The sequence below is a fragment of the Shewanella canadensis genome, assembly GCF_003966225.1.
Classification (GTDB): Bacteria; Pseudomonadota; Gammaproteobacteria; order Enterobacterales; family Shewanellaceae; genus Shewanella; species Shewanella canadensis.
In genome coordinates this window covers 114382-135089 of sequence record NZ_RXNU01000005.1, presented here as the reverse complement: position 1 = coordinate 135089, position 20708 = coordinate 114382, and the positions used below count along the sequence as shown (strand labels likewise).

At 44.0% G+C, this 20708-nt stretch carries 18 protein-coding genes; 5 read left to right on the top strand and 13 right to left on the bottom strand.

Annotated features, from left to right (window positions below; translation table 11 throughout):
- Window positions 1–105 precede the first annotated feature (105 nt).
- Both EKG38_RS11220 and EKG38_RS11215 read left to right on the top strand, forming a co-directional pair.
- A complete protein-coding gene (locus tag EKG38_RS11220) occupies window positions 106–933 on the top strand; it encodes a glucosaminidase domain-containing protein (RefSeq protein WP_126520350.1) in 828 nt (275 codons plus the stop codon).
- A complete protein-coding gene (locus EKG38_RS11215; RefSeq protein WP_126520349.1) occupies window positions 911–1537 on the top strand; it encodes a DUF2987 domain-containing protein in 627 nt (208 codons plus the stop codon). Before EKG38_RS11220 ends, EKG38_RS11215 begins: the two co-directional genes overlap by 23 nt.
- Before the next feature lie 77 nt (window positions 1538–1614).
- Here EKG38_RS11215 and ttcA read toward each other — a convergent pair whose 3' ends face one another.
- From ttcA to ccoN, 11 genes are all read right to left on the bottom strand, one after another.
- Entirely contained in the window at window positions 1615–2562 is a 948-nt protein-coding gene (ttcA, locus tag EKG38_RS11210; protein ID WP_126520348.1) for a tRNA 2-thiocytidine(32) synthetase TtcA, read from the bottom strand.
- A 78-nt stretch (window positions 2563–2640) separates the two neighbouring features.
- The gene (uspE, locus tag EKG38_RS11205) at window positions 2641–3573 is read right to left on the bottom strand and encodes a universal stress protein UspE (protein ID WP_126520347.1); all 933 of its coding nucleotides are present in this window, start codon (window positions 3571–3573) and stop codon (window positions 2641–2643) included.
- A gap of 356 nt (window positions 3574–3929) precedes the next feature.
- A complete protein-coding gene (gene etrA, locus EKG38_RS11200) occupies window positions 3930–4679 on the bottom strand; it encodes an electron transport transcriptional regulator EtrA (protein WP_126520346.1) in 750 nt (249 codons plus the stop codon).
- 55 nt (window positions 4680–4734) lie between these two features.
- On the bottom strand, window positions 4735–5427 hold the full coding sequence (locus tag EKG38_RS11195) for a sulfite exporter TauE/SafE family protein (RefSeq protein WP_126520345.1): 693 nt from the start codon (window positions 5425–5427) through the stop codon (window positions 4735–4737).
- Complete coding sequence (ccoS, locus tag EKG38_RS11190; protein ID WP_012142561.1) at window positions 5424–5609, bottom strand: cbb3-type cytochrome oxidase assembly protein CcoS; 186 nt, start codon at window positions 5607–5609, stop codon at window positions 5424–5426. Before ccoS ends, EKG38_RS11195 begins: the two co-directional genes overlap by 4 nt.
- Window positions 5606–7984, bottom strand: a complete 2379-nt coding sequence (locus EKG38_RS11185) for a heavy metal translocating P-type ATPase (protein WP_126520344.1) — start codon at window positions 7982–7984, stop codon at window positions 5606–5608. Before EKG38_RS11185 ends, ccoS begins: the two co-directional genes overlap by 4 nt.
- A 143-nt stretch (window positions 7985–8127) precedes the next feature.
- Window positions 8128–8607, bottom strand: a complete 480-nt coding sequence (locus EKG38_RS11180) for a FixH family protein (protein WP_126520343.1) — start codon at window positions 8605–8607, stop codon at window positions 8128–8130.
- Between the two features lie 110 nt (window positions 8608–8717).
- Entirely contained in the window at window positions 8718–9686 is a 969-nt protein-coding gene (ccoP, locus tag EKG38_RS11175) for a cytochrome-c oxidase, cbb3-type subunit III (protein ID WP_126520342.1), read from the bottom strand.
- Window positions 9686–9853: a cbb3-type cytochrome oxidase subunit 3 gene (locus tag EKG38_RS11170; protein ID WP_012142557.1), complete on the bottom strand. Its 168-nt coding sequence runs from the start codon at window positions 9851–9853 to the stop codon at window positions 9686–9688. Before EKG38_RS11170 ends, ccoP begins: the two co-directional genes overlap by 1 nt.
- 15 nt (window positions 9854–9868) lie before the next feature.
- Complete coding sequence (gene ccoO / locus EKG38_RS11165) at window positions 9869–10495, bottom strand: cytochrome-c oxidase, cbb3-type subunit II (protein WP_012142556.1); 627 nt, start codon at window positions 10493–10495, stop codon at window positions 9869–9871.
- 12 nt (window positions 10496–10507) lie between these two features.
- Window positions 10508–11935, bottom strand: coding sequence for a cytochrome-c oxidase, cbb3-type subunit I (gene ccoN, locus EKG38_RS11160; protein ID WP_126520341.1), 1428 nt, complete (start codon window positions 11933–11935; stop codon window positions 10508–10510).
- A gap of 262 nt (window positions 11936–12197) precedes the next feature.
- Between ccoN and EKG38_RS11155 the strand changes: the two genes are divergently transcribed.
- Window positions 12198–12671 carry a hypothetical protein gene (locus EKG38_RS11155; protein WP_246033143.1) on the top strand — a complete coding sequence of 158 codons (474 nt, stop codon included), beginning with the start codon at window positions 12198–12200 and terminating at the stop codon, window positions 12669–12671.
- An 89-nt stretch (window positions 12672–12760) separates the two neighbouring features.
- Here EKG38_RS11155 and EKG38_RS11150 read toward each other — a convergent pair whose 3' ends face one another.
- On the bottom strand, window positions 12761–14341 hold the full coding sequence (locus EKG38_RS11150; protein ID WP_126520340.1) for a DUF3369 domain-containing protein: 1581 nt from the start codon (window positions 14339–14341) through the stop codon (window positions 12761–12763).
- Between the two features lie 202 nt (window positions 14342–14543).
- Between EKG38_RS11150 and EKG38_RS11145 the strand changes: the two genes are divergently transcribed.
- A complete protein-coding gene (locus tag EKG38_RS11145; protein ID WP_126520339.1) occupies window positions 14544–14831 on the top strand; it encodes a hypothetical protein in 288 nt (95 codons plus the stop codon).
- Between the two features lie 191 nt (window positions 14832–15022).
- Window positions 15023–16315, top strand: coding sequence for a tyrosine-type recombinase/integrase (locus EKG38_RS11140; protein ID WP_126520338.1), 1293 nt, complete (start codon window positions 15023–15025; stop codon window positions 16313–16315).
- A gap of 1405 nt (window positions 16316–17720) precedes the next feature.
- Here EKG38_RS11140 and EKG38_RS11135 read toward each other — a convergent pair.
- Window positions 17721–20420 (bottom strand): fibronectin type III domain-containing protein, encoded by a 2700-nt coding sequence (locus tag EKG38_RS11135; RefSeq protein ID WP_126520337.1) that lies wholly within the window; start codon window positions 20418–20420, stop codon window positions 17721–17723.
- Between the last annotated feature and the right edge of the window lie 288 nt (window positions 20421–20708).

Here is a 20708-nt window from a genome sequence, read left to right as displayed (position 1 = left end):
TTTGGGTATAGACGATAGCATTATATCTTAAAACACTGTTTTGATGTGTAGTTTAGTTCAATATGGCATATAATCCTTTTCAGTTTTCTACTGCAGAGAGAAAAAATGAAAACAGGAAGAGTTGGGAAATTAACCGTTGCTGTTGGCTTCGTCTTAATTTCGATCATTGTATTAAAGTTAATCTTCGTAGATATTGTTGACGACAAAGGGGAAGAAGTCGGCGCATTAGTCGAAAATAAACAAGCTCTTAGTCTTATCCCTGATTTTTCTGCCATTTCAAATGTTGCGCAAAAGAAGCAAGCTTTTTTCGATTACTTAAGGCCTTCTATTCGACTTCAAAATGGCATCATCAGTGATGAGCGTACTTTCTTACAAAGGTCCAAACAACATCTGGATGATGGGTTATTACTCACAGATGCTGAGCTTTATCGCATCGAAGAGATAGCGAATAAGTATCAATATTCGTCGAGAAGCATCAACACAAGCACACTGGACAAATTGCTGATTAGAACCGACACCATCCCGGAGTCTATGGTTCTTATCCAGGCCGCCAATGAAACGGGCTGGGGAAGCTCTCGCTTTGCGAAAGAGGGCCTTAACTTCTTTGGACAGTGGTGTTTTAAAAAGGGGTGTGGACTCGTTCCTCAGTCAAGAACCGCTGGCATGTCACATGAAGTTGCAGTATTTGATTCAGTTGAAGCTTCTGTCGCCTCTTACATGAGAAATCTAAACTCCAATGCCGCATATTCATTATTACGCTCCATTAGGGCTGATCTGAGGGCTCAAAATAAACAACCTCAGGCAAGTGAATTAGTTTGGGGCTTGGTAAACTATTCAGAACGTCAGGAAGCTTATATCGATGAGCTCCTGGAAATGTTACGTCAAAATAAACAGTACTTGGTGGAGAATCATGAAGAAAGGCCTTCTGTTTAGTTGTTTAATACTCGCTTGCTCCTCAGTTCAATCCGCGCCAATCTCTTTGGAGTATCAAGGTTTTTACCAGAGGCTTAAGCAAGTTAACAAGGGACATTATCCCTTAGTTGAAATTGCATTTTCAGTGCCTATGGCAGGACCCTGCATAGTCAAGAGTGGAACCTTGACGACCGAGAAAGAGTCTTTCCCACTAACGATTACCGAGAGGCAAAGGATCTTTTTGCCCTATGATGACAAGCTAAAATCTGATCGTGCCCGAATCAATCTTGACATAGATGGCGATAGCAGCAAGTGCAGTATCGCTATGCAGGTGAGGGCGAAACAAACCAAAGTCGAATACTTACAAACCGAAGTAGTCCAAATTCAAACCGAGATGGACGAACTGCTCAACGATATGCAAGGGTTCCCCATGCGTTACTTTGGCTCAGACATCGCTGGATTAAACTTTGAATTTGAACCGGGCAGTAAGACACGCGTGACAATTGATGGGATTGAGCAGATAGTCACTGACCTACTGAGACTTCCACGTGAAAAAATTGCCACCCTGTCAAAGATAGAATTCGAGACAAAGCCTTTGGTTATCAGTCCCTGGACCAACGGTTAACGCATAAACGTAAAAGCCCGGCATCAGCCGGGCTTTTTTGTATCTGAATTTTATATAACTAGGTTAAAAGGCGGAGCCTAAGGCGTATAAGTACTGACGATGTCGATTTTATTTTCACTGCGGCTCTTGGCTGCATCCAGATCGATATGACCATTGTTAGCGACATCGACAAAATCGAATGCCGGAAGATCTGATTCGGCAACATCCCCTCTAAGTGGCGCATCAGCATCTCTTTGCAGAGAGATAAAGTCAAACTGCTCGCGGTCTACGCCCTGTGAAGGAGAGGTGTTCTGCATCGCCGTGAAGATAGACTCAATTCGTCCCGGGTGGTGCTCATCCCAGAGATTAAGCATATCTTTGACTTCAGCACGCTTCAGGTTTTCTTGCGAACCACAAAGGTTACAGGGAATGATCGGGAAAGCCTTGAGTTCGGCGTACTCAGCAATATCTTTTTCGCGGGAATAAGCCAGAGGACGGATAACCATGTTAGCACCATCATCGGACAACAATTTTGGTGGCATGGCCTTCTGTTTCCCGGCAAAAAACATATTTAAAAACAGGGTTTCAATGATGTCATCTCTGTGATGCCCTAATGCGATTTTAGTCGCACCGATTTTTTGTGCGAAGCCATATAAGGTACCGCGACGTAATCGAGAGCATAACGAACAGGTTTTTTGCCCTTCAGGGATCTTCTCTCTGACGACAGAGTAGGTGTCTTTTTCGATAATATGGTACGGCACATTCAGAGTATCCAGGTAAGCTGGCAGCACCTCTTCAGGAAACCCCGGTTGTTTCTGGTCCAGATTGACAGCAACAATCTCAAACTTGATGGGTGCGCGTTGTTGAAGGTTGAGCAAGATATCAAGCATCGCATAGCTGTCTTTTCCGCCGGAAAGGCAGCACATGACCCGATCACCTTCCTCAATCATATTATAATCGCCAATCGCTTTACCCACTTCACTACGTAACTTACGCTGAAGTTTGTTCATTCGAGAGGTGTGGTGTTTGGAAAGATCTTCAGACATAAAAAACGCGCCTAGTAACACTTGAATTCTGGGCGCGTAGTATATATTAAAACTTAATCTTAAAAAAGAACCGTAAGGTTAACTCTCTTCTAATGGTGAATGGTAACCATCGGGTTTAATAGCCAACAGATCACAGTTAATGCTATCGATAACATGTTCAGCCGTATTACCGATGAGCGCTGCCGAGAAGCCGGTGCGACCTACGGTGCCTAATATCACGAGTTCTGCGTCCAGCTGCAGGGCAAGATCCGGGATCACATCCTCAGGTAAACCTTCTTTAACATGGCAAAAATCAGTTGATATTCCAAAGGTATTCGCAAGTGAGCATACTCTCTGTTCATGCTGCATACGAATAGTTTCGCTATAGGTATGTGCATCGAAATCAGGAAGCTCTATGGCCAGATTAACCGGCGTGCCCGGATAACCATTAACGAGATGTACCTGAGCATCAAACTTCTGCGCTAAGCCCTGCGCATGCTCTATTATCTTGCCGTTTAATGACTGGTGATCGTCATCTTCGGAGCCGACATTAACGGCACAGAGAATTTTTCCGGCGACAGGCCAGTCATGCTCTTTAACCAACAAGACAGGAACGGGGGCCTTACGCATAAGGTGCCAATCAGTTGGAGTAAAGATAACAGACTTAAGCTTGTCATGTTCATGAGTACCCTTAATGATGAGATCATACTCACCTGCAATGGCATGCAGGATAATGCTCTCGAAGGGGCGGTTATGCCAAATGACCTCAGTTTCAATCACGGTGTCGGCTTTAGAATAGGCTTCGACTAAGTCCTTTATCCATGCTTTGCGCTGGGCAATAACACCTTGTCTCATCGCTTCACGTTCATGACCCGAGAGTATTGAAGTCATCTCATAAGAGAAGTCAAAAATTGATAGAAATACAGTTATAGTGGCCTGATTTTTTGAAGCGAGTTCAACGGCTCGAGCAAGCGCGGGTTGCTTATCGCTAGTCGGATCGACAACAACTAAGAGCTTTTTATAGTCCTTCATAATCATTCCTCTTTCTCATACGTTAACTTAATAATGAGCTACAGAGGGCAAAATACATTGTTTCAGATCAATATTGCCCAATTTTCCTTACCAGATTGGAACTGATTCTCATAGATAAGTATTTTGATTAAAAGTTTAAATAATCTATTTGAGTCATGTATTTAACTATACATTAATTTACACGAAGTAGAACAGAATAGAGGAGAATTTAAGCAAATAGTTAACAGGCGGCGTGGACTAATCTCGCCCAGATTTTGATGGATGTAGCCGTTAATTTAGAAAAGGTAGGAAACTTATAGAGACATAGCTAATTTTCATGAAAAAAAGCTATGTCTCCTGATACTGATACTTGTACTTTATCTTGCTATAGAAGTATTACCAGCAAGGGTATTGAGCGCTTCAAAGTTAACGATAGTAATGTACTTACCCTTAACTTCGATCAAATTGGCTTTTTGGAAGCGGCCAAGCAGGCGGCTAATCGTTTCAACCGTAAGCCCCAGATAGTTACCTATGTCACCGCGAGTCATGGTTAGTCTGAACTCTTTTGGAGAAAAACCACGATTGCCAAAACGGGTAGCCAGATTACTGATAAATGCGGCAAGCCTCTCTTCAGCATTCTTTTTACTGAGCAGAAGAATCATCTCCTGATCGCTTTGGATCTCATTACTCATTAAACGCATGATCTGTTGTCTCAACTTTGGCATTGTGCCACTAAGATCATCTAGAGTCGTATAAGGAATTTCACAAACCATTGAGGTCTCAAGGGCTTGGGCAAAACTTTGGTGTTCTTGAGCGTGGATACCATCGAAACCAATCACATCACCAGCTAAATGGAAACCCGTGATCTGCTCGTCACCTTGCTCTGTAATAGTAAAACTTTTTATGGTACCTGAGCGAATGGCATAAAGAGATTTTAAAGGGTCACCAGACTTGAATATCTGCTCACCTTTTTGGATAGGCTTTTTTCTTTCGATAATCTCATCGAGACGATCGAGTTCATTGGTATTGAGTGTAAAAGGAATACACAAGGTTCCCATACTGCAATCATGACAATGAATGGCGCATCCGGGAACGGTCGAACGACGACTTTTATTGTTGTCTGTCATAGTGTCTCTCAAATTTCTCTATTACGCATATGGTAAACTAATTTAATAAGCTGAGCTAGCTCAGCTGAGCAATTGCAATGTACAAAGTTTGTAAACCAAATATGACCAAGATCGAGCCGCTGATCAATCTTACCATTCTATTTTGAACCCAACGGCCGAATACATTGGCCGCCACCCCTGCACTGAGTAGGGCTGGAAGGGTGCCAAGTCCGAAGGAAGCCATTATCATGGCGCCCTGAGATGCAGAGTTTGCCGCCACGGCCCAAGTTAATGTACTGTAAACTAACCCACAAGGAAGCCATCCCCATAACATACCGCCGATGAATGCCTGTGGTAGTGTTTTAACGGGAACCATTCGGCTTGCAATGGGAGATAAAAACCGCCATACAAATTTACCTGCACGTTCGATCTGTACGATACCAGACCAGATTTGCGCAATGTATAGACCCGTCGCAATCATCATCAGACCGGCTATCAGCCTTAAAGTGATGAGATACAAGTCCATATCAAACAGCATGCCTAACGCGCTTGCTGAACCTCCTACAAGTGCACCGGCGAAGGCATAACTTAATATCCGGCCCAAATTATAGGTAAACAGAAAACGCAGTTGTTGTACCAACTGATTTTGTTTAGCGGAGCGGGGAAGTTGAGATGAAAAAGCACCAATTAAACCACCACACATTCCTATGCAGTGGCCAGCGCCCATCAGCCCTACTAAGAAGGCGCCGGTTACGCTGTAATCAATCAAGAGGGCGTTGACTCATTATCGTTAGCTTTTGGCGTCGGTTTTTCATCTTCGTCAAATAGGATGGATACACTCTGCCTGTCAAGATCATCAAACTGTTCAGATTTTACAGCCCAAAAAAAGATCCCAATCGCGATAAGCACAAATAACATGGCTATCGGGATCAACACATAGATGATACTCATAAACGAACCCTTAATAATCTCAGACTATTACCGACCACGATAAGTGAACTTGCAGACATACCTAAGGCAGCAATATAAGGTGCAACATGGCCTGTAACGGCCAACGGGATTATAAACAGGTTATAACCCAGAGCCCAGTACAAATTCTGCTTAATGATCTTATCAGTTAACCTTGCAACCGTTACCGCATCGTTAAAACGTGACAGATGATCGCCAAGTAAGATGAGATCGGCACTATTCTTAGTGATTGCAGAGCCACTTCCCATAGCAACAGATAAGTTGGCTCCCGCAAGAACGGGGGCATCATTGATCCCATCGCCAAACATGGCAATAGAGGCATTTTTTTGAAGCTTTTGAATCAGACTCAGCTTGTCTTGGGGCTTTAATCCTTTATAAACATCGGTAATGCCAATTCTGCCAGCAACCTCATCGACATGTATCGAACCGTCACCACTGGCCACAGACACTTTACAGCCTTGCTCTGTAAGCATCTGTACCGTTTGCTTGGCGTCGGTTCTGATCTCGTCGACTAACTTGAACCTTGCGAGGAGTTCATCCCCCTGAGCCAGATACACGGCTTGTGAATGATCACCTTGAACTGCGATAAACTCGGCACTACCGATCCGGTAATCGATGTTATTAATCTGACCACTTAGGCCCAAACCGACAAAACTTTGTATCCGGCTCACTGTGAGTTGTGCATTCTTGTATGGCTCGAAAGCCTTGGCTATCGGGTGTAGAGAGCTCGCTTCAAGCGCTGCTGCGACTTCGAGCACTTGTACCTTATCGAGTTGACCATAAAGTTCGATATCTATGATCGTGAGTGTGCCACAGGTGAGGGTACCCGTTTTATCGAATACGACATGGTTTATTTTCGTGAGTTTTTCAAATACGCCAGGTTTGCGGGCAATGATACCGATTCGGGTAAAGATCCCCGTAGCACACGTCACAGCGGTCGGCGTAGCAAGCGCCAAAGCACAAGGGCAGGTGGCAACTAACACGGCCAAGGTGACCCAGAAAGCATCTTCAGGCCAATATATTTTCCAGACAATGTAGGTCAATAATGCGATAGATAGAATTGCCCAGGTAAAATAATTTGAGATAGTGTCGACGTACAGGGCGACTTTAGGTTTGTTATTTGAAGCCGACTCCTGCAGACGAATGATCTCTGCCACGAGTTGATCTTGACCAATTGCGGTGATCTTAAGTTTAATCGGCTGCTCAACATTAATGGTGCCCGCATAAACCTCACTGGTGTCAGATTTCTGTACCGGGGTCTGTTCACCTGTGAGCATGGCCTCATTGAAGCTGGAGCGGCCTTCGATAATGGTGCCGTCGGCGGCGACAACCTCCCCGGGTTTAACCAGTATAATGTCTCCCACCTTCAATCCTTTCGCGGGAACCTCTTCACAGATGTCATTTGATATCAGATGAGCCGTAAGCGGCACCAGTTTATGTAAATTACTGGAGCTTACAGAGGCTTTTTGCCGGGCATTTTGCTCGAAGTAACGACCGAGTAGCAAGAAAAAGGTAAACATACTGACCGACTCAAAATACACCTCGCCGGTAGCATTAACCGTGGCAATACAGCTGGCGATATAAGCGCCTAAGATGGCTATCGATACCGAGACATCCATATTGAGCCGTCCACTGAACATGGAACGGATGGCGCTAAAATAGAAGGGTTGAGCCGAATAGAACACCACCGGGGCGGCAAATATCATACTCACCCAACGAAAGTAGTCACGAAACTCAACTTCGAGTTCGGTAAAATAGCCGGCATAGAGGGCGAGGGCGAACATCATCACCTGCATGGTGGCAAAGCCAGCTAAACCCAGCCTCAATAGAAATTTTCGACTGTTCTGTTTACTCTGGATCTCTTGTTCATCGACCTGATAAGGGGCCGCCTGATAACCGATAAGGCTAATTTGACTGAGTATTTCACTGAGTTTTATCTGCGTTGGCAACCAAGTGACTAAGGCGCGTTCCGTCGTCGTATTCACCTGGATACTACTGATACCTGGAACATACTTGAGTTTGTGTTCAATAAGCCAGGCACACGCAGCACAAGTAATGCCATCGATAGAGAGCGATACCCTTGAGATATCGCTTTCACTGTGGACAAAATCTTGCTGGACCTCTGGCAGATCGAATGCTGAATAGGCGGTTAATTCTTCGGGGACCAGTGCCGTCTGTTTACTTCCGGGCTCGGTTCTGTATTTATAATAATTACTGAGCCCAGCCTCTATAATTGCGGCAGAAACGGCCTGACAGCCAGGGCAGCACATCAAACGGTCACTATTATTAATATGGGTCGTGAACTGAGAGCCTGTTAATACGGGCTCACCGCAATGATAACATTCAGGGTACTTCATAGATGATGTCGTTTAACCTGTTTTAACCGCTTTAGTCAAAAAGGAAGTCAAAACAGGTCATACACAACAGAAACGGATAACGCAGTTTCTTAGATGATTGCTCTAGCCTGTTTTGAACTAGCTTTAACGCTTTTATTATCGACTTAGTTCAACCAGTATTGAGAGTCATCTTTGATCTCAAGTCGTTTTTGAATTCGCCAAGTACGGTCAAACCCTTCCAGTCTCACTTCCCACGCACCCGCAATCGGGGTAGCAAGTTCGATACGGTAGGCTTTATCGCCGTCAGCCGTAACAATTTGCCCGAAATCACGCTTTTCTATGGTGGGGTGAAAAAATTCAACACTCAGTGCTGCAAGGTAAGACTCACCGCCATGCTGAGTGATAGTGACTTCATTGTCATCAACCAGTAATTCAAATTGCATTCCAAGCTGTTTAGCCTGTTTGATTTTCTTAAGATCCATATTAATGGCTTTACCATCTTTATAGTAATCTTCAGAAACCAGAGAATCTTTATTATCTATCGCAAGATAGAGTAAGTTGAAGCTAGCCAAAACCGCACAAAGGGGCAAAATAATTAAAAACCAAGGCCAGAACTGCTTATACCAGGCTTGTTGTTTGTTCATCTGTCATACCTATTATAATAATTGCGATTATTTTACCGCTAAAAATGTGATTTAGCACCCTAAAAAAAAGGCCTCGATAAGATCGAGGCCTCTATGTTGCTTAGATGTAACTACTTGTTTGACAAGCTATAAACATAAGCTGTGATAACGTGAACTTTCTCTTCACCTAACACATCTTTCCAAGCTGGCATGACACCACTACGGCCATTCTTAATTGACTGTTCGATAGAACCACGGCTACCGCCATACAACCAGATGTTGTTGGTAAGATTAGGCGCACCCATCATCTTATTACCCGTCGCATCCATACCATGACAAGCGAAACAGCCCTTCATGAATGAGCCTTGACCTTGAGCGGCTAGGGCTTCATCGTGATCTCGACCGGCAAGCTTAGTAACATACTCAGCCAAACCTTTGATTTCACTGTCTTCGATTGGAAGACCACCTTTAGGTGGCATCATCCCATGACGACCATTCATGATAGAGGTTTTAATAGTGGCTAACTCACCACCATATAACCAATCACCGTCAGTCAGGTTAGGGAAGCCTTTACTACCACGGGCATCACTACCATGACACTGCGAACAGTTGTGTAAGAACAGACGACCACCCACTTTAAGGGCCTCTTCGTTCTTAACCAACTCATCGAGAGGCGTTTCGGCATAAGCCTTGAAGATAGGGCCAAATTTCTCATCGGCACGCTTAACTTCCTGGTCATACTGAACCCAACGACCTTCTTTAACCGCAAGCTCAACTGCTGCTTTAGAATCGGCTGCAATGCCATTCTCGGTTCCGATGCTTTGGTTAGCGCTCGACCAACCTAAGAAACCTTTGAAGTTTCCAAGACCCGGATAAAGCGCTAAGTAAATAACACCAAAAACGATAGTGACGTAGAACAGATAACTCCACCACTTAGGTAGCGGGTTGTTAAGCTCTTCGATGCCGTCAAAGCTATGTCCCATCGACTTGCCTTCTTCAACACCAGTGTTGTTTTTAGAGACAATTCTTAAAAGGACAAAACATCCAACGATTACCACGATAGTGAGTACGGTAATCCATATACTCCAGAAGCTACTCATCACTTATGTTCTCCTGAACCCTTGTTTAGTTCATCATCTGAAAAAACAAGGTTAGCCGCTTCGTCAAATTGATCCTTACGACGAGAGCTGTAAGCCCATGCAAATATACCGACAAAGGTTAACATCACGACAATGGTAATAATGCCTTGTATTGTTCCGTAATCCATATAGTTGCCTCCTAGTTATTTCAGTGCATGTCCAAGGGACTGCAGATAGGCGATAAGTGCTTGCATCTCAGTTTTACCTTCGACAGCTTTTTGTGCACCCGCAATCTCTTCATCGGTATAAAGGTCTTGGCCTTTATTTCCACCTTTATGAAGGTTACGAAGGATATCCATCTTCTGGCCAGTTAACTTGCCGTCAAGCTTGTTCTCTGCCAACCAAGGGAAGCCTGGCATATTTGATTGAGGTACCACGGCGCGTGGGTCAATCAAGTGAACTTCATGCCATTTATCGCTGTATCTACCGCCTACACGTGCCAAATCAGGACCGGTACGCTTAGAACCCCACTGGAATGGATGATCCCATACAGACTCACCAGCGACAGAGTAGTGACCATAACGCTCAGTCTCTGCACGCAGTGGGCGGATCATCTGGCTGTGACAGTTATAACAACCTTCACGGACATAGATGTCACGACCTTCAGTCTGGAGCGCTGTGTAAGGAATTAATCCATCAACAGGCTCGGTAGTGTCTTTTTGAAACAACAGGGGAGTGATCTGCACTAAACCACCAATACTGATGGCGATAACAGTGAGAATACCCATCAAACCGATGTTTTTCTCGACTAACTCATGATTAAATTTCATCGTTTCTACCCCTTATGCTTCTGCTAATGCAGGCAAAGATTCTTTAGGCGCTTTTACTGTCTTAAACACGTTATATGCCATCAGAAGCATACCGGTTACGAAGAAACAGCCACCAAGGAATCGAACAAAGTAGAATGGGTATGAAGCTTCAATACTTTCAACGAAGCTATAAGTCAGAGTTCCGTCAGAGTTAACTGCACGCCACATCAGACCTTGCATCACACCAGAGATCCACATAGATACGATATATAGAACGGTACCGATAGTCGCTAACCAGAAATGAACATTAACCAGGTTAGAGCTATACATACGACCGTGTCCGTAAAGCACTGGGATTAGGTGATAAAGCGAACCAATAGAAACCATCGCAACCCAACCTAGCGCACCAGAGTGAACGTGACCAACGGTCCAGTCAGTATAGTGAGATAGGGCATTTACGGTCTTGATTGCCATCATTGGGCCTTCGAAGGTAGACATACCGTAGAAAGACAATGAAACAACAAGGAAACGTAATACAGGATCGGTTCTTAGTTTATGCCAAGCACCTGATAGCGTCATGATACCGTTAATCATACCACCCCAAGAAGGAGCGAATAAGATAAGTGACATCACCATACCCAACGACTGAGTCCAATCCGGTAGCGCAGTATAGTGTAGGTGGTGAGGACCAGCCCAGATATACAGAGCAATCAGTGCCCAGAAGTGAACGATAGACAGACGGTATGAGTAAACCGGACGACCCGCTTGTTTAGGTACAAAGTAATACATCATACCTAAGAAGCCGGCGGTAAGCAGGAAGCCTACGGCATTGTGACCGTACCACCACTGAACCATTGCATCGACCGCACCGGCATATAGAGAGTAAGACTTCCATAAGCTGACGGGTACAGCCATAGAGTTAACTATGTGCAATACAGCGACAGTGATAATAAAGGCACCGAAGAACCAGTTCGCCACATAAATATGGGAAGTCGTTCGTTTAACAATAGTACCGAAGAAAACTATCGCATACGTGACCCACACAAGGGTGATCGCGATGTCGATAGGCCATTCAAGTTCAGCATATTCTTTACCACTGGTGATACCCAGAGGCAGAGTAACTACTGCTGAAAGAATGATGGCTTGCCAACCCCAGAATGTAAATGCAGCCAATTTGGGTGCAAAAAGTCGGGTTTGACATGTGCGTTGAACGATATAGTAGGATGTTGCGAAAAGTGCTGAAGTACCAAACGCGAAAATCACGGCATTAGTATGCAGAGGTCTAAGACGACTGTATGTAAGCCATGGAGTATCGAAGTTTAGTTGTGGCCAGATCAACTGAGCCGCGATCAATACACCCACTGACATACCAATAATTCCCCACATAACTGTTGTGAGGGCAAACTGGCGGACAACGGTGTAATTGTAATCAGCGCCTTGTGGCTGGGAATGGTTCATCATATTGCTTCCACTGCTTATTACTTATACTTATTATTTGAGTAAAAATGATTCTTTACCCGTTAAATAGACACAAAGCCGCGTTCCCTACGGAACATTTGGGGATGTGTCAACGTGTAGCCCTGCAATATTTGTCATATTTGCAAGGTAAAGCAATGATACTTGAGCTATGTCAAAAAAGATAGGAATTGTGGAGGGGTAAAAGTTGATCTAGATCAACCTACGCAATAGAATGTAAACACTTTTCATCTAAAGGTTAAAATTTGTGCTACGGGTAAAATTTACTAAGCTGTTTTCGCTTTATCTTCTTCTAATATGGGCATTATTTTGTTCATCTTGCTCTCAGGAATCCCCCGAAGATGTATCAAAAACAACCAAAGACAGCTCGCTTTGTGACTTTAGTGTAGGTAAATGTACTCAGTCTGTTGCAGGCATTACATTTGACCTATTAGTCAGCCCCTACAATACCCCCAGTGAAAAGCCGTTAACTCTAGAGCTTATCGGCTCTGAACCCGTAAATGACCTCACTATGAGGGTTGAGGGAAGAGATATGTTTATGGGGGTTATTCCGGTTAATTTAACTAAAGTTGATGAAAAGCTATATAACGGTCAACTGATATACGGTTCTTGTAGCAGTAATTACATGGTGTGGAGAGCCTTTGTTACTTTCACTAAGGAAGGTACTCAGCATGCCGTCATGTTTGACTTTCTTGCCGATAATGAAGATAACGAGCTTTAGCTCTTTTTATCAATCCAGGGTATTTGCCAAAAGAATAAAAGGCACTGGTATTTAATGGGAATGAAACGCCTATTAAATACCGATTCTGTCTAGCCCTGTAGATTTTCGTCACTCAGTTCCTCTTTAACTTTGGTAAACACTTCAATATTATCGATAAAGTGTCGTAACAATTCCGGGTCAAAATGTGAACCAGAACCTTCTTCCATTGTCTTTAGCACTTCATCTAAAGGCCATTCAGGTTTATAACACCTTGCGTGGGATAGGGCGTCAAACACATCGGCAATGGCAACGATTCGGGCAAAGACATGGATCTCATCAGCCCTCAAGCCCGTTGGATAACCCGAACCATCGTACTTTTCATGATGCTGAAGTGCGATGATACTTGCCGCCTTCAAAATTGGACGCTCAGAGTTAGCCAGAATTTGATGACCAACAGCAGGATGCTGCTTCATCACATTCCACTCCTCTTCGTTCAACTTACCCGGTTTTAAGAGCACTGCGTCAGGCGTGGCAATTTTTCCGATATCATGCATAGGGGAGGCGTGCTTGATCAAATCTGCCTCATGCTCTTTAAGTCCCGCAATAAGCGCCAGCTTATAACAGTATTCGGCCATGCGCTTAACATGGTTAGCCGCCTCTTTTGAACGACTCTCTACTACATCGCCTAAACGTAAAATCAGTTCGGATTGAGTATCTTCCAACTCTTTATTTAATAGTAAGTTTTCAAATGCGACGCCGACATTGATGGCGAAGATATCTATCAACTTCTTATCCAGATCATCAATCTTACTAATTCCGTCCATGTAGAGCAGGTTAATCCAGCCACTCTTGGCGGGAAAATACCCTATAAAACAATCCTCTTCATACAAACAACGCTTCTGTTTCAGGGCTGATTGCAATAACTTTCTGATGTTATCGGGTAGCGGTTTTTCATGATGACTCGAGAACTGTCCTGTACCCGCAAGAATGTGTAACTCATCGGTATTAACCTGTTCACTCATGGCATCGATGGCATTGCAGGTCAGCAATAAGGTTTCGCTGTCGAGGTTTAACAGATTAGCGACCTGAGTCAGTAGGCCATCTGCGAAATTAAATAACGTCCGTAATTCGAACAGACCCGATGTGGCCTGGACGACTCTTTCCAATCCTTTTCTGTGCTTAATTTGGTTTTCCCTGGCCTCCTGAATCAACATGATATCCCGGTAGGAGCGAAGAGCGGAGTAGACACTGGTAACTAACTTTCTGGAGTCGAGTTCGGCCTTTGCCTTATAGTCATTGATGTCATAATTGACGATGACATCCTCTTCGGGCGCTTGACCCGGTTGACCCGTTCTGAGTATCAACCTGATGGAGCTATTTTTAAGATCCTCTCTGATCCATTTCACCAACTCAAGCCCTGCGTGGTCACTTTCCATAACCACATCGACAAAGGCCATTGCCACATTAGTCTCTTTACTCAGTATCTGTTTTGCTTCTTCACCGCTATAGGCATTAATGAACTCAAGTGAACGCTTATCGAGTTTAAATCTGGATAGGGCTAATTTGGTTACTGTGTGGACATCGGGTTCATCATCGACAACAAGGATCTTCCACGCCGGACCAGAGCTCTCTTCCGGCGTCTTTTTTTTACCTGAAAAAAGGGGGCTTTTCTTTGCTATATCGATCAGCATTAGACAACCTCAAAAAGTGAAAAAATGTATCCCTATCCATTGAGTGTAGAACAATGTTCAGGATGCTGGAAAATAGTCAGACAAAAAACAGCTAAACACCTTTACCTATTAATTATCGTATAGTTTTACCTAAATCGCTATTGATAACCATTCTCATTTGAGGGTATCATTTACTCTGTACTACTTTATATAGGGACCAACAATGAAAAACTCGAACGTCAATATGTCTATCTCTTCGAAGAAGTTAACAGAGCTTATCCAATCAGGCGCCTTGTGTGCCGCTGACTTCCGTTGTCTTGACCTGGAATCTAAACAAACCGTTTGGCAGATGTGCCTATGGTGCTGCAGTAAACGTATCCATTGTTCTCATGACTGCATTAAAAACTGCTCTAAGTCATGCGCCGATTCATTAAATTTGCACACAACTACAAGTATTGAACAAGTTGGCCAAATAACAAGTAAAGAGATGAAGTTTATCGGCATCATTTGAACGACTTAGTCATACCGTTAGTGACATAAATTATAATCATTACGTCAATTTTGCATTTAAGTTCAACAGCTCAATTCCGAGACAGACATAGATTACAAACTCTATTTAATACTGCTAAAATCATAAAGTTACCTTAAACGACGAAAATTTCCGGATCTCGGTCATCCCTCCACATATAAAGAGCAATTACCATGCAGATGCCTCCCGTTTTTCCACTTTTTGAATCAGCAAGCAATATTGAGGAGGGCAACAGCATTGTCAATCAGTACATTACCCAGATCAGCATAGATACCGTTCCCGATGCGGGACTCGTTTATGAACATGCTGCAGAGTTACTCTATGAGCAGAAGCATAATGAGAATAGTTATAAGGCTTACAGAAGCGAACTCACCACTTTCTTTCACTGGTGCTTCGATGTCGCCGGACAAACCCCAGCTTCATTAACTCGCAGGGAGGTAGCACGATATATCGACTATTGTCAGCATCCACCCGAAACCTTAATCGGCTACTTTAATGTCGCTCAATTCAAACTCGATAAAGCATCCGGGGAGAGAGTGCCTAATCATGCCTGGCGTCCGTTTGTGGGTAAGAAAGCACTGGGTAAAGAGCAGCCTTATAGCTTGAGCGAGAACGCGTTAAAGACAAAAATTGCCATTCTCTCCTCCTTCTACAGCTATTTAATGAGCGAGGACTACTGCGATCGCAACCCGGCGCAAGCCTGGATGAACCACAGTAGGTTCTCCTCGAAGAAGAAATATCGGGTCAAAATGGAGGAGGGCAGCATGCTATCATTCACCGAATTACAATGGTCTTACGTTATCGCGTCAGTTGAACAGTTGGCTAAGGAGGAACCGGAACTGCACCAACGTAGCCTGTTTCTTATTAAGCTTATCTATTTTTGTTATCTGCGTATTTCCGAAGTGGGGGCCAGAGCAGGCTACTCACCGGTCATGGGACAATTTAAGCAAGATAAACAAACTGGGATCTGGAGTTTCTTTATTCCCTTAAGTAAAGGGGGGAAACGACGTAGCGTCGCTATTTCGAAGGCTCTACTCGAAGGATTAGTAGAGTACAGAAGGCATCTTAAACTGTCTGATTATCCAACCCAAGGGGATAATCATCCGCTTTTTATTCGACATAGAGCGGCGGGGCGAGGCAGGGATGTTGGCGCTATTAATGCTAACTTAGGGATCCGTCAACTAAGAGAAGAGATCGAAAAGATCATCGAACATGCGGCGAAAAGTGCCGAAAATGACGGATTTTACGAAGATGCAAAGCAGATGAGGGGATTAACCGCCCATAATATTCGTCATACGGGGATCACCCATGACATCAATATTAACGGCAGACCGTTATCTCATGTACAGGCCGATGCGGGACACGAGAGTATTGATACCACATCACAATATCTGCATACCTCACAAATAGAGCGTCATCAGAGCGCACAAAATAAAGTACTGGATCATCTGCAGGGAATCGAATAGTTCCGGTCAAGCAGGTAAACATTTGCGAGTAAGAAGCCGATCATCGAAATCCAAATTTACCTAACTATGAGTAATGAGTTAATGCCGATAAGTGTCATTATCGGCAATTGAGATAAAATCGGAATCTCATGCACATATCCAGCTACCAGGCTCAGTCCTGTTATAAATTGACTCAAATTCCTAATGAACAAGGCTCGATACGGCACTCTATTAACGACAGTATCTTTAAGTCCAATACAAATGTCGTAGCCATTGCTCTCATAACCTGATCTCATCGAGACCATATAGAACGATGAAGATTATCGGGTCGATGACAATTTCATTCTTTGAATTCCTAGCCTTGGTATGAATTGAGCCTTAGATTAGTAGCCATAGATTAAAAATCTTAGATTTGAAGCGTCAGTTTTAAAGACTTAGCGATATCCACACCAGATCTAAGCAGCTTAGTTCCAGTCAATCCACATCGACGGCACCAATAGCTACAGCACTCAAAAGCCTGACACACAATCCCGAAACAGCAATGTCTGACATAGTTAATTCTCACATAATTGGGCCTAACCATATCAGCGCCGGACTGAGCTGATATGGTTAGGCTATCTGGTAAGAATCTTTTAATCAGGAAATCATACAGGTCTGAGTAACCACGGCTGAAATGGCATTAAGCACACAAATTCAACGCGTTGCTACGTGCATACTTTTAATTTACCTGGGTAGTACATCGTCAGATTTCACGTAGCGCACGTCTATAATTCTTTGCACACCAAGTTCCTGGATAAAAGCCCACGGACAATAGTTCATACGTAGAAGTTCGTGAGCAAATGTTCGCTGATAAAATGCTAGTTGATAAATAGCCAATAGAGTCCTTCACCACAAACAAGCAGCGCATACGATTCGCGATTAGTGCCAGATTTAATCCATCCATGGATATAGCCGAATTCAGCGCTGCTTATAAACAAGAAACCTGACAGTGCTATTTTATTGGAGGAAGCATCAAAGAGATCGGGACCAGTGCCCGGCAAGGAACTCAATTGCCAAGAACGCGATGAATAGTTTTAGTGAATAGTAAAGAGTCAAAGGCATAGGATAGTCATGAGAGTTCGGAATTTACATAACAGGTAGCAACGTCTTTAAAATCTAGTGATACTCGGTTTTCAATGAATCAAACACCAAAGAGGCAGAGTTTCAACTTAAGATTTGAACATATAAGCTGGGTTACCCCCGTTAATATACTCGCACACATAAGTGCGTACAATGTATATTATGTTAAATATGGTATGTGCAACACCATCTATCGGATCACTGTTACATCATGTTGCTCCTCAATACTCAGCAACTAAGAAATCTTTATCAGATAAAGATTTCTTAGTCAGCATCACATTCCTTGTGCTTTACCGTAAAAATATTGCTACTGAACAATCAAGAATGTTTTGCTTGTCTGGTTCTGGTCCCAGACATACCCGCTTGCCGTCACACCATTAATGAATACGACATATTCTCCAACAGCTGTGCCGCCCACTCCTTTTTTATTTGGCGCATCAGTACTCCATGAGGCTTGTGCTATACCGTTTTCATCACTCACAACACTGGCAAGTTCTCTCGATTCAGCACCGTCAATCATGAACGTAACCGTCGCACCCGATATAGGCAAATCACTTTCATCCGTAACTGTAACTTGTAACACTACATCTTCACCCTGATTGAATTCATTGGTAACTACAAACGTTATAGTCTGGTGCTTTCCTTTTCCTTCCTTAACCCACTTACCAGTTTGTATAGGCTCAGCGACTCCAGCTAAACTCTCCTGACCCGGCTGGACCGGAATTGCGCAGAGGATATTACTAAAATCTGACTCGCAGACATTGTTATATGAGGTAACCTTATAGCAGTATTGTTGACCGTTAGTCAGGTCCGTGTCGGTATAGCTGGTGCATTCCAATATTGAATCCGGCGTGCATGACAGCTCTTCGATCAACTGGGCCTTACCAGCTTGATCGTAGTAGAGTTTGTAGCCGCTGATTTCTGATTCACTGGTTACCTCCTGCCAATTCAATTCAACCTGTTTTTCAGCTGGATTGGCGGTAAGGAAGTTTGGGGTTGTCGCATTGCATTCACCCGGTGGTGTACCCCAAATTGTTGATGCCATAACATAAGGTTCAGCCATAGAGGTATTTTGCCAGGCATCTAGTATGTTGAGACCCTCCTCGCCTAAAAATTCATTGCCACCCGTGTTGGGATCTGTACCGTTATTAGCAAGATAGAGAAACTGTATGTATTCCCAGCTGGTTGGCTGGTACATCAGGTTAACTTTGGCAGATTGGGCACCGGTTGGTACATTCAGGGGAACCTCATCAAAATAATCATAAATCCCCCCTGGATTACCACCATACTGTTCTACAGGCATAGGCAACGTATTTCGTATCCGTGCCAGCTCATAACTCATTCCAAAGGGTGGAATACGATTGTCCTTAACTACTGTATTGTTCAGTACGAAATGGAAGGTATCGTGGTGTTCAGGATTATCAGTACAAGGTGCTAATGAGTTACCATTGGCGTCAATTTGCGCAAGATTCCCCAATTCACAGTTAATATTGCCTGACATACGATCATAGCTAAGAGGAAGGTTGGCTGGATAACCTAAATTGATCAGCTGCATGGCCCACTCTTTCGTCATACCCATGTGCGCCTCGTAGATCTTGGTGTTAGTTGCTTCGAGATCGAGCAAACTTCTAACAGTTAAAGTTTGTCCTTTTAAATTAATACTAAGATCACCATACTCTCCATCTTCACGGATCAGGCTTCCTGTTCCATCATACCATTTGATGTTAAGCCACATCCGGCGACCTTCCGGATAGCCTGAGATCAGCTTATGACCTGTGTGGTTGACGACTTTCACGCTGCCGGGATCTCCCATAATAGTCACAGTCGCCGCCAACTCTAGCTGTTCTTTGGCACGTAGAACACCATCCAGCATGGCGTCGGTATTGTCTTGAGACATGTCACCACCAAGCCTGAGTTTACCTTTGCCATCAAGGTACGCTATGACCTCGGGCATCCAGTAATTGCCTCCAGTCAGGTCATGAAGTGGCAGATCAGTCCTCAACGGCACTCCTCGCTTATTGGCGCCCTTGCCGGTAACCGGGCGCATGTGACAGGACTGGCAGCTAAAGTATCGTGGGGCGGCCGGATTTTGGTAATTACCGTCAGTGGTTCCATTCAGCGTGGCGGCTTTATAAATGGCCTCAAGTGCCCCACCCTGCAAGTCATCCGGTAGAGTTGGATAATCAGCAACCAACGTTTCGGAGATCTGACCCGCTTTGTATTCGCTGAAGGTTCGCTCGACAATGCCATATTTATAGGGCGGGTTATTGAAAGCAGCCTTACCATCCACAGCTCCCCCAAGTATGCCATTTGCGATGATGGGGTCTGCAGTAGGCTGAATGCCATGGTTGTGTGCTAAGTTGCCAACGACCGGATTAGAAACATCATGGCAAGTGCCACAGAAGTCTCGATCACGATGGAAATTTGATTTAAGGAACTGGTGGCGTGCCTCTGCATTGTTATATGGACCTAATTTATCACTCCCCCCAAACATGGATGACATTCCGGAACCGAGGTAACCCTCAACCCCTGTAAAAGGTTCATCCCAATCAAATACTGAATCAAAATTTGGCTCGGCTTCATTTGCAATAAAAGGAACGTTCATTGTTCCTTGATGCTCTGAATTATCGGAGTTAGTGAGTTTATGGCAGTAGTCACAATCTACGCCATCAGAGTCACGCGCAGCCAGACCCGAACCATCAGTTGGTGTAGAGCGTCCGCCGAGCCAGCCACTTGTGCTATGGCAGCGTATACACAGATCGCCGGAACCATCGAAGTCCTGTTCGGCTATTGCCACAGTCGCCCAAAAAATAGGATCTCGCCCGGCATGAGCCATCATACTACTTCGCCAATTGTGTGCTGGTTCTACAGAGCTGTTATAGCCACCGTGACAATTATCACACTTGTTCGGGGATTCTAAGTTACCAATTTCCCCTTGCTGGGTACCCGGTTGTTTTATATCCGTCGGAACCGTATCGGCGGCCAGAGCCGTAACCAAAGTAAACAAGCACAGAAACCAAAAGAGATGAAGTATCAACATTAGCCTCAAGGAAAATTTCATGATCTCCTCCGAACTTAATCAATATGTGATATCAGCATTTTCTGATCTAAGAATAACTTTAGTACCGAAAAAAACTGAAGGAGTAGTAACTCCATAATCAAGCCTACATTTCTTGAAAAACGAAATGTTCTTTAGTTTGGAATATGTTCTTAAGCTCATGGTTAATTCTTGTTGGTTACAAAGCAAATTGTTAAACATGCCAGCTAACGCTTTACAATCTGAACTTGATTTTTT